Annotated in this window: 14 protein-coding genes; 5 read left to right on the forward strand and 9 right to left on the reverse strand. The window is 71.1% G+C overall.

The window, feature by feature from the left end:
- Nucleotides 1-69: 69 nt before the first annotated feature.
- Both HHX35_RS02045 and HHX35_RS02050 read right to left on the reverse strand, forming a co-directional pair.
- On the reverse strand, nt 70-723 hold the full coding sequence (locus tag HHX35_RS02045) for a response regulator transcription factor (RefSeq protein ID WP_182897307.1): 654 nt from the start codon (nt 721-723) through the stop codon (nt 70-72).
- The gene (locus HHX35_RS02050; protein ID WP_182897308.1) at nt 720-1964 is read right to left on the reverse strand and encodes a sensor histidine kinase; all 1245 of its coding nucleotides are present in this window, start codon (nt 1962-1964) and stop codon (nt 720-722) included. The genes HHX35_RS02045 and HHX35_RS02050 overlap by 4 nt, the downstream gene beginning before the upstream one ends.
- Before the next feature lie 134 nt (nt 1965-2098).
- Here HHX35_RS02050 and HHX35_RS02055 point away from each other — a divergent pair, with 134 nt between their 5' ends.
- Together HHX35_RS02055 and HHX35_RS02060 are read left to right on the forward strand one after the other, a co-directional pair.
- Nucleotides 2099-3169 (forward strand): alpha/beta hydrolase, encoded by a 1071-nt coding sequence (locus HHX35_RS02055; RefSeq protein ID WP_310738849.1) that lies wholly within the window; start codon nt 2099-2101, stop codon nt 3167-3169.
- Entirely contained in the window at nt 3159-4325 is a 1167-nt protein-coding gene (locus HHX35_RS02060; RefSeq protein ID WP_182897310.1) for an acyltransferase, read from the forward strand. Before HHX35_RS02055 ends, HHX35_RS02060 begins: the two co-directional genes overlap by 11 nt.
- Here HHX35_RS02060 and HHX35_RS02065 read toward each other — a convergent pair.
- The 4 genes from HHX35_RS02065 to coxB form a co-directional block, all read right to left on the reverse strand.
- Complete coding sequence (locus HHX35_RS02065; protein WP_310738850.1) at nt 4282-5451, reverse strand: Ig-like domain-containing protein; 1170 nt, start codon at nt 5449-5451, stop codon at nt 4282-4284. The two genes, HHX35_RS02060 and HHX35_RS02065, sit on opposite strands and share 44 nt — an antisense overlap.
- Nucleotides 5452-5592: 141 nt before the next feature.
- Nucleotides 5593-5988 carry a cytochrome c oxidase subunit 4 gene (locus HHX35_RS02070; protein ID WP_139578199.1) on the reverse strand — a complete coding sequence of 132 codons (396 nt, stop codon included), beginning with the start codon at nt 5986-5988 and terminating at the stop codon, nt 5593-5595.
- Nucleotides 5985-7649, reverse strand: coding sequence for a cytochrome c oxidase subunit I (gene ctaD, locus HHX35_RS02075; RefSeq protein ID WP_240809256.1), 1665 nt, complete (start codon nt 7647-7649; stop codon nt 5985-5987). The genes HHX35_RS02070 and ctaD overlap by 4 nt, the downstream gene beginning before the upstream one ends.
- Complete coding sequence (gene coxB, locus HHX35_RS02080; protein WP_240809255.1) at nt 7646-8341, reverse strand: cytochrome c oxidase subunit II; 696 nt, start codon at nt 8339-8341, stop codon at nt 7646-7648. The genes ctaD and coxB overlap by 4 nt, the downstream gene beginning before the upstream one ends.
- A 322-nt stretch (nt 8342-8663) precedes the next feature.
- On the opposite strand from coxB, the gene HHX35_RS02085 reads away from it, so the two are divergent.
- Together HHX35_RS02085 and HHX35_RS02090 are read left to right on the forward strand one after the other, a co-directional pair.
- Complete coding sequence (locus tag HHX35_RS02085) at nt 8664-9797, forward strand: cysteine desulfurase family protein (protein WP_182897311.1); 1134 nt, start codon at nt 8664-8666, stop codon at nt 9795-9797.
- 104 nt (nt 9798-9901) lie between these two features.
- Nucleotides 9902-10123 carry a sulfurtransferase TusA family protein gene (locus HHX35_RS02090; RefSeq protein ID WP_225898452.1) on the forward strand — a complete coding sequence of 74 codons (222 nt, stop codon included), beginning with the start codon at nt 9902-9904 and terminating at the stop codon, nt 10121-10123.
- A gap of 10 nt (nt 10124-10133) precedes the next feature.
- Here the strand turns inward: HHX35_RS02090 and HHX35_RS02095 are convergent, their stop codons facing one another.
- Both HHX35_RS02095 and erpA read right to left on the reverse strand, forming a co-directional pair.
- Nucleotides 10134-11120 (reverse strand): carbohydrate kinase family protein, encoded by a 987-nt coding sequence (locus HHX35_RS02095; protein ID WP_182897313.1) that lies wholly within the window; start codon nt 11118-11120, stop codon nt 10134-10136.
- Nucleotides 11121-11320: 200 nt separating this feature from the next.
- The gene (erpA, locus tag HHX35_RS02100) at nt 11321-11674 is read right to left on the reverse strand and encodes an iron-sulfur cluster insertion protein ErpA (protein WP_036321717.1); all 354 of its coding nucleotides are present in this window, start codon (nt 11672-11674) and stop codon (nt 11321-11323) included.
- Between the two features lie 195 nt (nt 11675-11869).
- Here erpA and nadA point away from each other — a divergent pair, with 195 nt between their 5' ends.
- On the forward strand, nt 11870-13024 hold the full coding sequence (gene nadA, locus HHX35_RS02105; RefSeq protein WP_205826147.1) for a quinolinate synthase NadA: 1155 nt from the start codon (nt 11870-11872) through the stop codon (nt 13022-13024).
- On the opposite strand, the gene HHX35_RS02110 is transcribed toward nadA, so the two are convergent.
- A complete protein-coding gene (locus tag HHX35_RS02110) occupies nt 13021-14022 on the reverse strand; it encodes a LysR family transcriptional regulator (protein ID WP_182897314.1) in 1002 nt (333 codons plus the stop codon). The genes nadA and HHX35_RS02110 overlap by 4 nt on opposite strands.
- Nucleotides 14023-14036: the final 14 nt, after the last annotated feature.

Consider the following 14036-nt stretch of genomic DNA (forward strand, 5'->3'; position numbering starts at 1 on the left):
GCTGGGGGGACCACTCCCCCGCCGGGCCGCTGTGTTTCCCGCTTCGCTCATCGGGGCGCTTTCCCGGGCTCAGCCGGTCGGTGACACGAGGCCCGTCTCGTAGGCGATGATGACCAGCCGCACGCGGTCGCGGGCGCCGAGCTTGGCGAGCAGCCGTGTCACATACGTCTTGACCGTGGCGGCGCTGATGAACAGCTCGGCGGCGATCTCCGCGTTGGACAGGCCGCGCCCGACGAGGGTCAGCACCTCGGCCTCCCGCTCGGTGAGCCCTGTGGCCCGCCGAGGCCGCGGGCCGGGCGCGGGACGGCCCGCGAACTCCTCGATCAGCCGGCGGGTCACGCGCGGGGCGATCAGGGCCTCACCGGCGGCGACCACCCGGATGGCCGCGAGGATGTCGTCCAGGGCCATGTCCTTGACGAGGAACCCGGACGCCCCGGCGCGCAGCGCGCCGTAGACGTACTCGTCGTCGTCGAAGGTCGTCAGGACGAGGACCTGGGCGCCGCAGCCCGCGGTGATCAGCCGGGTGGCCTCGATGCCGTCCATGCCGGGCATGCGGATGTCCATCACCACGACGTCGGGCTCGGCGTCCTCCGCCATCCGCACCGCCTCCGCGCCGCTGCCCGCCTCCCCGGTCACGTCGAGGTCGGGGGCGTCGGCGATCACCATCTGCAGGGCGGCGCGGACCAGAGGCTGGTCGTCGGCGAGCAGCACGCGGACGGTCATCGCACTCCCGCGGGCACGGGCAGCCGGGCCTCGACCCGGAAGCCCCCCTCGGGACGCGGCCCTGCGGCGAAGGTCCCGTGCAGGACGGAGACCCGCTCGCGCATCCCGATCAGACCGTAGCCTCCTTCCGTGTCACCGCCGCGCCCGTCGTCGAGAACCTCGATGCGCACCTCGTCGTCCCGGTAGTCGATCGACACCCGGCACGACGTCGTGCCGGCGTGACGCACCACATTGGTGACGGCCTCCTGGACGATGCGGTAGGCCGACACGTCGATCTCCGGCGGCAGTGCACGAGACTCCCCCGACCGGCGTACGTCGACCGGTACGCCCGCCTGCGTGATCGTGGCGGCCAGCCGGTCGACGTCGGCGAGGCCGAGCCCCGATTCCCGGTGCCCCCATTCCCGATGCCCCGGTTCCCTGTGCGCCTGCTCCAGCGGCACGGGCGGCGCCGGACGCCCCTGCTCGGGGCTGCGCAGCCCGCCGAGCATCCGGCGCAGCCCGGACAGCGTCTGCCGGCCGGCCGTCTCGATCTCCCCGAGGGCGTCACGTGCCCGCTCCGGCTGGGTGTCGATGACCCGCCGCGCCGCGCCGGCCTGGAGCGCGATGACCCCGATGCTGTGGGCGACCATGTCGTGCAGCTCACGGGCGATTCTGAGCCGCTCGTCGGTGACCGCCTGGGTCGCCGCGCGGGCGCGCAGCTCCTCGGCATGCTCACGGGACTCACGCAGCGAGTTGCCGAGCAGCCAGGCGATCACGGTCGTCAGGGCCACGGCCGTCTCGGACGACGCCGTGATCGGCCATCCGCATATCAGCCGCACCGCCAGATAGCCGCCCAGCACGGCGAGCGCCAGGAGAACGGCGACGACGCCGGTCGCGCGCGGCCGCCCGGCGGCGATGAAGAACACCGCGACCCCGGCCGCGAGAAACTGAGGCAGCGGGATCTCCGCCACGCCCAAGGGCAACGTCCCGAAAACCGACGCGGCGAGCAGCAGAACCAGAGCCGGCAGCGGGCGGCGACGCAGCAGGGCGCCCCCGGCCAGCGCGAGTGCGGTGGCCACCGCCATGTCGACCTGACCATCCCACCGGAAGAACTGCGCCGCCGGGCGCTCGGCGGGGTACCACTCGCCGGGCAGTCGCAGCCGCATCAGGAACGTGAACGCCATGCCGCCACACCAGGCGAGGACCACCCAGGCACCGGGCGGCAGCCGCTTCAGAAGGGAACTCGGGGGTGCGACCTGCATCGTCAGAGCGTATCCGGGCGTCCCTTCTGCGGGCATCCGACCAGGGGTTTACATCCGCGGTCTGACCGGTGTAGCGGCGAATGTCCCTGGTGGCCCGATGCGGTGGAGACACGCCACACGGCACCGTGAACCGGGTGATCGACACCGCACAGCCAACGGGCGCCGACGACCGCCCACCGGCGCCGCTCCCCCTCCCCCGCGGCGGCACGGGCGCACGCCGCGGCCCGCTCGCCCCGCCCCGCCCCGGCCCGGCCGGTGGCCGCCTGCGCCGGAGACTGGTCGCCGCACTCTTCGCCGCCGCACTCGCCGTCCCGGTGACCGGCGCGGCACGTCCCGAGGCGGTCCCCGCGCCCGCCCCGCCGCCCCTGCCCCCGCTGCGCGCCGTGACCGCCGCGAGCCTGGCCGAGCGGTACGCCGCGACCCGCGGCGCGATCGAGGCGGCGATGCGGACCGCCACGGCCGCCGGTCACCCATGGCGGGCCGCGATGCTGCGGGCGATGGCCGACCCCGCCCGGCACTTCCTGTCCTTCGACGGCCGCGACGGCGGCCGGGCCGCCGAAGTGTTCGGCGACCTGGCCACCGCCGACCGGATCGCGGTGGTCGTCCCCGGCTCCGGCACCGGCCTCGACACGTACGGGCTCCTGCGGGCCGGCTCGATGCGGCTGCAGCGGGCGACGGGCGGCCGGGGGGCCGTCGTCGCCTGGCTCGGATACCGGACCCCGAGCACCGTGAGCCTCCAGGCGCTGACTCCCGGCCGCGCGGACGAGGCCGTCCCCGCTCTGCGCGCCTTCGTCCGCGACCTGGCCCGGCTCAAGCCCGCCGCCCGCATCAGCCTGCTGTGTCACTCGTACGGCGGCGTGCTGTGCGGCCGGGCCGCGCCCGGGCTGAACGTCGCGGACATCGTCCTGTACGGCAGCCCAGGCGCGGGCGTGGACGACGTGGCGGCGATGCGCACCCGGGCGGCCGTGTGGGCCGCCCGCGGCACCGGGGACTGGGTCGCCGATCTGCCGCACGCGGCGGTGCGCCTGCCCTTCGCCACCATCGGGCTCGGGGGGGATCCCATGGATCCCCGGTTCGGCGCCCGGATCTTCGCCGCGGGCGACGGCGGTCACAGCGACTATCTGAAAGACGGATCGCCCGCGCTGGCGAACATCGCCCGGATCGTGTCGGGGCATGCTCCCGCCGAGGTGAGCCATGTTTCGTGACCTCGTCCGGCGTGTCGAGGAGGCGACACCGGCCCGGCGCGACCGCGCCGTCGACGCGCTGCGTGCCCTCGCCATCGCCGGTGTGGTGCTCGGCCACTGGCTGGTGACCGCCCCGGTCGCCGACAGCGGCGTCCTCCGCGTGACCAGCCCGCTGAAGTACATGCCGCAGCTCGCGCCCGTCTCCTGGCTGTTCCAGACCATGGCCGTGTTCTTCTTCGTGGGCGGGCGGGTGGCCGTCGAGAGCCATGGCCGCGCGCGGGGCCGGGGCGTGGGCCACGGGCGGTGGGCCGCCGCCCGGATGGCCCGCCTGTTCCGCCCCGTCGTGCCCGTGCTTGGGGTGTGGAGCGCGGCGGCGGTCGCGATGCTCGCCTGGGGAGCCGACCCCGGAACCGTGTACGCGCTGGTCAAGCTGGTGTGGTCGCCGATGTGGTTCCTGCTGGTCTTCGCGGCGCTGACGGCGGCGACCCCGCTCGCCGCCCGGCTGCACCCGGTGTGGCCGCTCGCCGCCGTCGCGGTGGCCGACCTCGTCAGGTTCGGCCTGGGCGGGCCGTCCTGGGTCGGCTGGATCAACGTGGGCACCGGCTGGCTGGTGCCGTACTGCCTGGGCGCCCTCTGGGCGCGCGGGCGGCTGGACGGCCGGGTGACCGGATGGGCGCTGCTGCTCGGCGGGGCCGCCGCCACCGCCGGTCTCGTCCTGTGGGCCGGCTATCCGGCGTCCATGGTCGGGGTGCCGGGCGCGCCGGTCTCCAACCAGTCCCCGCCCACGCTGGCGGCCGTCGCGTTCGGGCTGGCCCAGTGCGGGGCGGCCCTGGTGCTGTCCGGGCCGCTGCGGCGGGTGCTGCGCCGTCCCGCCGCCTGGGCGCTCGTGGCGGGGGCCAACCTCTCCGCGATGACGATCTTCCTGTGGCACCAGACCGCGATGATCGCGGTCACGGCGGCGGCCCTGCGGCTCGCGGGCGGGGCGCTGCCCGGCCTGCACACCGTCCCCGGCGATTTCGGCTGGGTGGCCGCCCGTCTGGCGTGGCTGCCGGCGTTCGCGGCGGCCCTGGCGGTGTGCTGGGCGGCCTTCCGCCGCCACGAGACCCGCGACCCACGCGGTGGCGGAAAGCCGCTCAGAGGGCCTCGGCGGGAGCGGCGCGCAGGCGGCTCCGCTTGAGCCAGGCCGGCCAGGAGTCCTGCCAGTAGCTCCAGCCGTTGGTCGCCTCCAGCCTGCGCGGCGTCCCGGTCACGATGATCGGGTCGCCGATCAGGGTGTTGTTCTTGAACCACTTGGCGTTCTCCGGGCTGACGTTCACGCAGCCGTGGCTGACGTTGGAGTTGCCCTGGTCGCCGACGGACCACGGAGCGCCGTGGACGTATTCTCCGGTGTTGGAGATGCGGACGCTGTTGTACACCGTCGTCTCGTAGTAGCCGGCCTGCCCCGGCGAGGCGTCCGGCGAGGTCATGACCGTGACGTCCTCCCTGGACATCGCCACGTGGATCCCGCTGGTGGTGTGGTGACGGAGCACGTCGCCCATGCCCGCGCTGATCGGCATGTTCTTGATCTGCTTGCCGTCCCGCTCGATCTTCATGTAGTGGGTCTGGGTGTTGGCGACGCTGATCTGCGAACGGCCGACCTCGAAGTCCCTGACGTAGTCCTGCTTGCCGTACATGCCCTCGCCGCCCCTGATGCCGGCCAGGCGCGCGGTGACACGGACCTTCGTGTACGTCGGCCAGTACTTCTCTGGGCGGAAGACCACGTTCTTGTCGTCGAGCCAGTGCCAGGCGCCGTCGATGGGCTTGGACGCCTGCACGATCAGGTTGCGCTCGACGGACACGCGGTCGGTGACCGGCTTGTCGAAGGTGATGATGATCGGCATGCCGACGCCGACCGTCAGGCCGGTGTCCTGCTTGTTGGGCAGCAGGGTGGAGATGCCGAAGGTCTTGGCGGCCTGTTTCGTGGCGAAGCGGACGGTCCTGGTGGCCGAGCCTCCGGGGCCCGCGGCCGTCGCCTCGACGCTGTAGGCCGTCCCCGGGGCCATGGGACGCTCGCTGCGCCACTGGGTGCGGTCGGGGCTGAAGACGCCCGCGACGGGCCGTCCCGCGGCCTGTACGGCCACGTGGGTGAGCTTGCCGCCCGCCGCGCCGATCAGGATCGGAAGCTCGGGCGGCAGGTCGGCGGCGCCGTCGAGCGGGCTGATGCTGATCGCCGTCCCGGAGCCTCGATCCTCGTCCCGCCCGCCCGACGTGGAACACCCGGCAACCATCACGAGAAGGGCCAGCACCCCCGCACCAGCACGCACGTCCGTCCCCCTAGCGTCGCTTTCCGGGGGTTATTCCCTGGTGACGTACCGTTCGGGCAGTCCAGGAACCGCGTGCCGGCAAAGAACGCGAACGGCCGGTCGGCGAGATCGCCGACCGGCCGCCCAGCGGGGTTCACGCACTCAGTGCGAGAAGTTGCCCCGGTAGTACTGGAACACGAACCCGATCATGCTCATGACCGTGCAGAACAGGCCGATGAAGAACAGCCACCAGCCGACCGCGAAGCCGAAGAACGTGAGCGCGGCCGACAGGCACACGAACAGCGGCCACCAGCTGTGCGGGCTGTAGAAGCCGATCTCGCCCGCGCCGTCGCTGATCTCGGCTTCCTTGTTGTCCTCCGGCTGGTCGCCGATGCGGCGCGCGGTGAACAGCAGGTAGTAGCCGATCATGAGGGCCAGGCCGACAGAGATCGCCATGGCGGTGGTGCCGGTCGGCTCCTTCGACCAGAACCAGTAGACCACGTCCGCGGCGGCGAAGAAGATGCCGCAGAGCAGGAACATCCATCCCTGGATCTTCATCGGGACTCCTCCACCAGCTCCGGCTTGGCGGTGATGTGCGGGTACTTGAGGTCGAACGCCGGGCGCTCGGACCGGATCCGCGGCAGCGACAGGAAGTTGTGCCGCGGCGGCGGGCAGGAGGTCGCCCACTCGAGCGAGCCGCCGAAGCCCCACGGGTCGTCCACGGTGACCTTGGGAGCCTTACGCCACGTCACCCAGACGTTGTAGAAGAACGGCAGGGTGGACAGGCCCAGCAGGAGCGCGCCGGCCGAGGAGACCATGTTCAGGTCGGTGAAGCCGTCGGACGCCGAGTAGTCGGCGTAGCGGCGGGGGAAGCCGATGACGCCCAGCCAGTGCTGCACCAGGAAGGTCAGGTGGAAGCCGAAGAACAGCAGCCAGAAGTGGAGCTTGCCGATCTTGTCGTTCAGCATCTTGCCGGTGAACTTGGGCCACCAGAAGTAGAACCCGGCGAACATCGCGAACACCACGGTGCCGAAGACCACGTAGTGGAAGTGGGCCACGACGAAGTAGGTGTCGCTGATGTGGAAGTCCAGCGGGGGCGACGCCAGGATGACACCGGTCAGACCACCGAACAGGAAGGTCACCAGGAAGCCGACCGCGAACAGCATCGGCGCCTCGAACGACAGGTGTCCCCGCCACATCGTGCCGATCCAGTTGAAGAACTTCACACCGGTCGGTACGGCGATGAGGAACGTCATGAACGAGAAGAACGGCAGCAGCACCTGTCCGGTGACGAACATGTGGTGCGCCCACACGGTGACCGACAGGCCCGCGATGGCGATGGTCGCGCCGACCAGGCCGATGTACCCGAAGATCGGCTTACGGCTGAAGACCGGAAGGATCTCGGTGATGATGCCGAAGAACGGCAGCGCGATGATGTAGACCTCGGGGTGCCCGAAGAACCAGAACAGGTGCTGCCACAGCATCGCCCCGCCCGTGGGCGAGTCGAAGATGTGCGCGCCCAGCTTGCGGTCGGCCTCCAGGGCGAGCAGCGCGGCGGCCAGCACCGGGAAGGCCAGCAGCACCAGGATGCTGGTCAGCAGGATGTTCCAGGTGAAGATCGGCATCCGGAACATCGTCATGCCGGGGGCGCGCATGGTGAGGATCGTGGTGATGAAGTTCACCGCGCCGAGGATGGTGCCGAGACCGGACATCGCCAGGCCCAGGACCCAGAAGTCGCTGCCGAGGCCGGGCGAGGTCACCGCGTTCGACAGCGGCGCGTACGCGGTCCAGCCGAACGACGCGGACCCGTTCGGGGTGAAGAAGCCCAGCACGGCGATCGTGCTGCCGAACAGGTAGAGCCAGTAGCTCACCATGTTCAGCCGGGGGAAGGCCACGTCAGGGGCGCCGATCTGCAGCGGCATCAGCTCGTTGGCGAAGCCGGCGAACAGCGGCGTCGCGAACATGAGCAGCATGATCGTGCCGTGCATCGTGAACAGCTGGTTGAACTGCTCGTTCGACACGACCTGCAGCCCCGGCTGCGCGAGCTCGGCCCGCATCACCAGCGCCATGAGGCCGCCGATGAGGAAGAACACGAACGACGTGATCAGGTAGAGGTGCCCGATCACCTTGTGGTCGGTCGAGGACAGCCACTTGGCGATGACCGTGCCCTTGGTGTACGGCCGGGCGACGATGCCGGCCGGTTCCTGGATGGCGGTCACTGCGCACTCCCCGCCTGGCTCTTGATGTACTGGTCGAATTCGGCCTGCGGCACGAGCTTCACGGAGAACAGCATCTTGCTGTGGTCGGTGCCGCAGAGCTCGGCGCATCGGCCGACGAAGACGCCCGTCTTGTTGAGCGTCGTGATCTGGAAGTGGTTGTGCACGTTGCCCGGGAAGACGTCCTGCTTGAACAGGAACGCCGGCACCCAGAACGAGTGGATGACGTCGGGCGAGTGCAGGTCGAACTGCACCTGGGTGTTGACCGGCAGCACGAGCTGCGGACCCTGCGGGTTTTCCGCGCTCTGCTTGCTGAGGTCCACCGGCACGCCCGCGACCACGGCCTTCTGACCCTGGTACTCGGTCGTGAAGCGCCAGCTCCACTGGTAGCCCTCGACGGCGACCTTGACCGGGGCGGCCTTGGTGATCCGCGTGATCTCGGTCTCGTCACGGGCCGTGAAGTAGAAGAAGACCGCGACCATGATGACCGGGACCACCGTGTAGAGGATCTCGATCGGCAGGTTGTAGCGCACCTGCGGAGGCAGCTGATCGGGGCTGTTCTTCTTCTTGCGATGGAAGATGCACGCCCACAGGATCAGTCCCCAGACGACCACGCCGGTGGCGAGAGCCGCGATCCAGCTCCCGTTCCAGAGCGTCTGGACGATGTCGGCCTGCTTGGTGACACCTTCCGGCATGCCCCCACGGGACCACTGATCGATCGCCTGGTTGCTACACGCCGTCCCGGACGCCACCAGCAGCGCCAGGGCGGCGGCTCCGGGCAACCGGCGGCGTGCCCACGGTCGCCGTGTCGTACGGCGGGTCGGACTCACGGATCGCCTACCCCACAGATGAAGCCCAAGAGTTCCTCTCCTGGGCGGTTTTTCCAATTGACCCTTGGGTGAGACCGGCACCAGCCTTGTGGCCGGTCTGCCCTTTACTTGGTTGAGTTCACGCTGGGGGACACATTAGCGCGGACCGGCGCCGCCCCTCTGAGCAGCCCCCGTTAATGTCCTAACTGTGGCCTACCTGGACGCGGCTTCGACCGAACCTCTCCATCCCGCGGCCCGTGACGCCTTGCTGGCGGCGATCGACGCCGGCTGGGCCGATCCCGCCCGCCTGTACGGCACGGCGCGACGCGCCCAGATGTTACTGGAGCGCGCGAGGGCAGAGGTAGCCGAACTGATCGGCGCCCGGCCCGACGAGGTGTCGTTCACCTCGTCGGGGACGCAGGCCGTCCACCTGGGAGTGCTCGGCACGCTGGCCGGCCGCCGCAGGGCCGGCACCCGCCTGGTGGCGGGCGCCGTCGAGCACTCGAGCGTCCTGCACGCGGGCGAGGTCCACGAGCGCGCCGGCGGCGAGGTGGAGATCGTGGGCGTGAGCCGTACGGGCCGGGTGGACGCGGGCGCGTTCGCCGAGGCCGTCGGGCGGCCCGGCACGGCTATGGCGTGCCTGCAGACGGCCAACCACGAGGTGGGGACCCTTCAGCCGGTGGAGGAGGCGGCGCGGGCCTGCCGGGAGGCGGGCGTGCCGCTCCTGGTCGACGCCGCGCAGTCGGCGGGCCGCCTGCCGGTCCCCGAGGGCTGGTCGGTTCTCACCGCGAGCGCGCACAAGTGGGGCGGCCCGGCAGGGGTGGGCGTGCTGGCGGTGCGCAAGGGCGTGCGCTGGCGCTCGCCGCTGCCCGAGGACGAGCGGGAGCGGCGGCGTGTGCCGGGGTTCGAGAACGTGCCCGCGATCGTGGCCGCCGCCGCGGCGCTGCGCGCCCGGGCCGAGGAGGCGGAGGCCGAGGGGCGGCGGCTGTCCGCCCTGGTCGACCGGATCCGCGCCGAGGTGCCCCGCCTGGTGCCCGACGTGGAGGTCGTCGGCGACCCGGTCCTGCGGCTGCCGCATCTCGTGACGTTCTCCTGCCTGTACGTCGAGGGCGAGGCGCTGCTGACCGAGCTCGACAAGGCCGGTTTCGCCGTCTCGTCCGGCAGCTCCTGCACGGCGAGTACGCTTCGTCCATCGCATGTTCTGGAGGCAATGGGCGTGCTTACGCATGGGAATGTGCGGGTATCGCTGCCCCGTGGCGCGTCCGAGGACGACATCGATCGTTTCCTCGCGGTGCTCCCGGACATCGTGCGGCGGATCCGGTCGAGCTTGGGGGTGCACTGATGTGGCGCAGACGGACGGGCGGCGCCCGGCGGACTCCCGAGGCGGCCCAAGAGGTGACGCAGGCCGAGCCCGCCGAGCCGGTCCGGCCGGCGGAGCCGCCCGCGCTGACGATCGACGCGCTGGGCCGCAAGTGCCCGATCCCGATCATCATGCTGGCCGAGCGGATCAACCAGGTGGCGACGGGCGGCGTGGTCGCCGTGCTGGCCGACGACCCCGCCGCGTTCACCGACGTCCCGGCCTGGTGCCGGTTGAAGTCACACGAGCACGTGGGGAGCTACGAGCTGCCGCAGGGCGGCTGGTCCATCCACGTGCGCCGCAACTACTGAGAGCCTGTTCTCAGGCGTAGTGGCAGCGGGCGTGCGCGCCCACCTCGTCGGCCGCCTCGGAGCCGTACGCCGCGGCGAAGCGCTCCAGGAAGACGCGCTGGCCCAGCACGTACTCCTGGCAGCCGACCTGCTCGAGCACGTGGGTGGCGGTGAGGTTGCCGATCTGGCCGCAGCGCTCCAGCGGCAGTCCCCAGGCGACGCCCGCGAGGAACCCGGCGCGGAAGGCGTCGCCGACGCCGGTCGGGTCGGCCTTGCCCAGCTCAGGAGCCGGCGAGATGTGCAGCGACGGCTCGCCCTTCCGGTCGATCCTGGCGCCCTTGGGCCCGAGGGTGGTCACCCGGACCCCGACCCGGTCGAGGATCTCCTCGCCGGACCAGCCGGTCTTCTGCTCGATCAGCCCGAGCTCGTAGTCGTTGCTGAACAGGTACGCCGCGCCCTCCACGAGCTGGCGGATCTCCTCCCCCGGCATGCGGGCGAGCTGCTGCGACGGGTCGGCGGCGAACGGGATGCCCCGACGGCGCGCCTCGTCGGTGTGCCGCAGCATCGCCGCCGGGTCGTTGGGGCTGATCAGCACGAGGTCGAGCCCGCCGAGACGCTCGGCGATCGGGCCCAGCTCGATCTCCCTCGCCTCGGCCATCGCACCGGTGTAGAACGACGCGATCTGGTTGTGGTCCTCGTCCGTGGTGCACAGGAAGCGCGCCGTGTGGTGCAGCTCGGAGATGTGCACCGAGGCGCAGTCGACGCCGTGGCGCTCCAGCCAGGAGCGGTAGTCGGCGAAGTCGGTGCCGACGGCGCCGACGAGGACCGGGGTGAGCCCCAGGCAGCCCATGCCGAACGCGATGTTGGCCGCGCATCCGCCACGGCGGATCTGCAGATCGTCGACGAGGAACGACAACGACACCCGGTCGAGCTGCTCGGCGATGAGCTGGTCGCCGAAGCGGCCGGGGAACGTCATCAGGTGGTCGGTGGCGATGGAGCCGGTGACGGCGATGCGCACGGGGTCATTCTCCTCGTTGTCAGCATCAGAGAGACAGGGCGGGGACGTTGATCCCGCCGAACCTACTGAGCGTACCGTCTCGTGACATGACGACGCCCCGCACGGAACGATCCGTACGGGGCGCTCGACCCACGCTCTAGCGCGGCACGAGCCCGGCGCCGCCGGGCGCGCGCTCGCACGTCAGTCGAACGACGCGCTCGTCAGTTGAACGAGTCGCCGCACGCGCACGACCCCGTCGCGTTGGGGTTGTCGATGGTGAAGCCCTGCTTCTCGATGGTGTCCACGAAGTCGACCGTGGCCCCGACGAGGTACGGCGCGCTCATCCGGTCGGTGACGACGTTCACGCCGCCGAAGGTGGAGACCACGTCGCCGTCCATCGAGCGGTCGTCGAAGAAGAGCTGGTAACGCAGGCCGGAACAGCCACCCGGCTGGACGGCCACCCGAAGCTGAAGCCCTTCCTCGCCCTGCTGCTCGAGCAGGCTCTTGACCTTGGCGGCGGCCGCGTCAGTCAGGATCAGGCCCTGCTGAGTGGTCTCGCTGCTCTCAACCGTCATGTGCTGACTCCCGCGTCTGCGCCAACCGCCCTTCGGGGCGGTCGATTGGTTCCGACGTCCTACCTAGACGCTACCAACACCCGTGAAGCCCTACACATTCCACGTGCATCACGGGCAACCGTGCGACGAACCAGGCGAGGTGATGTGTAATGATTAGTCGTCAGTTAGACGATAAGTCCCCGAGGGGGTGTGGTCGTGACGATCACCGAGACCGGCCTTCCGCTCTTCATCCTCGGCCAGGGCACCGACCCGCACAGCGAACGCGGCGTCGACTGCCCGGGCGAGCTGCCTCCCGCGTCCGATCCGACCCTCGTGGAGCGCGCCCGCGTGGCCAAGGAGCGGCTTGGCGACCGGTTGTTCGTGCTCGGTCACCACTACCAGCGTGACGAGGTCATCCAGTTCGCCGACGTGACCGGCGACTCGTTCAAGCTCGCCCGCGAGGCCGCCGCCCGGCCCGAGGCGGAGTACATCGTGTTCTGCGGTGTCCACTTCATGGCCGAGTCGGCCGACATCCTGACCGGTGACACGCAGAAGGTCGTGCTCCCCGACCTGGCCGCCGGCTGCTCGATGGCCGACATGGCGACCTTCACCCAGGTCGAGGACTGCTGGGACGCCCTGGAGGACGCCGGCATCGCCGACCGGGTGGTGCCGATCACGTACATGAACTCCAGCGCGGACATCAAGGCGTTCTGCGGACGGCACGGCGGCGCCGTGTGCACCTCCTCGAACGCGAAGCGCGCCCTCGACTGGGCCTTCGAGCAGGGCGAGAAGGTGCTGTTCCTGCCCGACCAGCACCTGGGCCGCAACACGGCCGTGCTGGAGATGGGGCTGTCGCTGGACGACTGCGTGGTCTACAACCCGCACCGCCCGAACGGCGGCCTCACCCGGGAGCAGCTGGAGAACGCGAAGATGATCCTGTGGAAGGGCCACTGCTCGGTCCACGGGCGCTTCTCCGCCGCGTGCGTGGACGAGGTGCGGGCCCGCATCCCCGGGGTGAACGTGCTCGTGCACCCCGAGTGCCGCCACGAGGTCGTGACCAAGGCCGACTTCGTCGGCTCGACCGAGTACATCATCCGCAAGCTGGAGGAGGCCCCGGCCGGGTCCTCCTGGGCCGTCGGAACGGAGCTGAACCTGGTGCGCCGCCTGGCCGACCGGTTCTCCGACAAGACCATCACGTTCCTCGACAGGACCGTGTGCTACTGCTCCACCATGAACCGCATCGACCTGCCGCACCTGGTCTGGGCGCTGGAGTCGCTGGCCGACGGCGAGGTCGTCAACCAGATCACCGTCGACGCGGACACCACCCACTGGGCCAAGGTCGCCCTCGACCGCATGCTGGCCCTGCCCTAGCCGTACCGGACCGCGGCCGTGCCGGCGCGGCCGCGGTCCGCACGCGCCTGACGAGCCGCGAAGCTCGCGTGGTCGGTGTCGGGGAGCCAGTCCCGGCCGGGTGTGTAGTCCAGCCAGCGCCGGGCGCGCCCGGCGTCGGCGAAGCCGCGCACCAGGGCGTCGAGCAGCGGGTGACCGTAGGACGCGCGCCAGGCCAGCGACCACGCGTACAGCGGGGTCGGCGCCGTGAGCGGGATCGAGCGCAGACCCACGTGATCGGGCAGCGGCGCATCCGCCGGGAAGAGCGTGAAGCACGAGGCGTCGTCGCGGATCCGCTGGACGAGGTGGTCCAGGCCCAGGTTGGGGCCGTCCTGACGCCGGATGATCCCGAACTCCTCCGCGAAGCGGCGGAGGAAGTCCAGGCGGCTCAGCTCCGCCGGGCACCACAGCGTGCTGTCGCGCAGGTCGGCCGGGCGCAGCTCGCCGGCTCCGGCGAGCGGATGGGCCGCGCTGACCACCGCGTCGACGGGCTCCAGCCGCACCAGTCGCTGAGTGAGACCAGCGTCGCCGCCCTCCGGCAGCGGATGCACTCGCCCGAACCCCAGATCGGTGTCACCGTTCAGCAAGGACCGTGCGACCGACGGCCAGTCCCGGCCCGGACCGGGTTCCAGGCGCACCCCGCCGAGCGCCTCCGCCGCCTGCGCGACGGTCCGCATCGGCGCGTACAGATGGCCCCACGTGTCGACCCGTACGACGGGCAGGGCGCCCGTCACGGCCGCGACCGCGTACTCGCCCGCCGCGAGCGCCCGCCGCGCGGCGGGCAGAAACCGTTCCCCGGCCTCGGTCAGCCGGACGCCGCCCTCACGCTCGAACAGACGTACGGCCAGCAGCGTCTCCAGGCGCGCGATGCGCTTGGACAACGCCTGCTGGCTGATCCCGAGGTGTTCGGCGGCGCGCCCGAAATGCAGCCTTTCCGCGGTCTCGGCGAACGCACGGACCAGGACGAGGTCAAGATCCATGCCGCTGAGCATAG

This window comes from Microbispora sp. H10830 (assembly GCF_014161375.1).
Lineage (GTDB): Bacteria > Actinomycetota > Actinomycetes > Streptosporangiales > Streptosporangiaceae > Microbispora > Microbispora catharanthi.

What these genes read in the sequence shown, in the direction of transcription:
- HHX35_RS02110 (WP_182897314.1), bottom strand. Translation starts at nt 14,022, where the DNA reads ATGGATCTTGACCTCGTCCTGGTCCGTGCGTTCGCCGAGACCGCGGAA.
- coxB (WP_240809255.1), bottom strand. Translation starts at nt 8,341, where the DNA reads ATGCCGGAAGGTGTCACCAAGCAGGCCGACATCGTCCAGACGCTCTGG.
- erpA (WP_036321717.1), bottom strand. Translation starts at nt 11,674, where the DNA reads ATGACGGTTGAGAGCAGCGAGACCACTCAGCAGGGCCTGATCCTGACT.
- HHX35_RS02060 (WP_182897310.1), top strand. Translation starts at nt 3,159, where the DNA reads ATGTTTCGTGACCTCGTCCGGCGTGTCGAGGAGGCGACACCGGCCCGG.
- HHX35_RS02070 (WP_139578199.1), bottom strand. Translation starts at nt 5,988, where the DNA reads ATGAAGATCCAGGGATGGATGTTCCTGCTCTGCGGCATCTTCTTCGCC.
- HHX35_RS02050 (WP_182897308.1), bottom strand. Translation starts at nt 1,964, where the DNA reads ATGCAGGTCGCACCCCCGAGTTCCCTTCTGAAGCGGCTGCCGCCCGGT.
- HHX35_RS02045 (WP_182897307.1), bottom strand. Translation starts at nt 723, where the DNA reads ATGACCGTCCGCGTGCTGCTCGCCGACGACCAGCCTCTGGTCCGCGCC.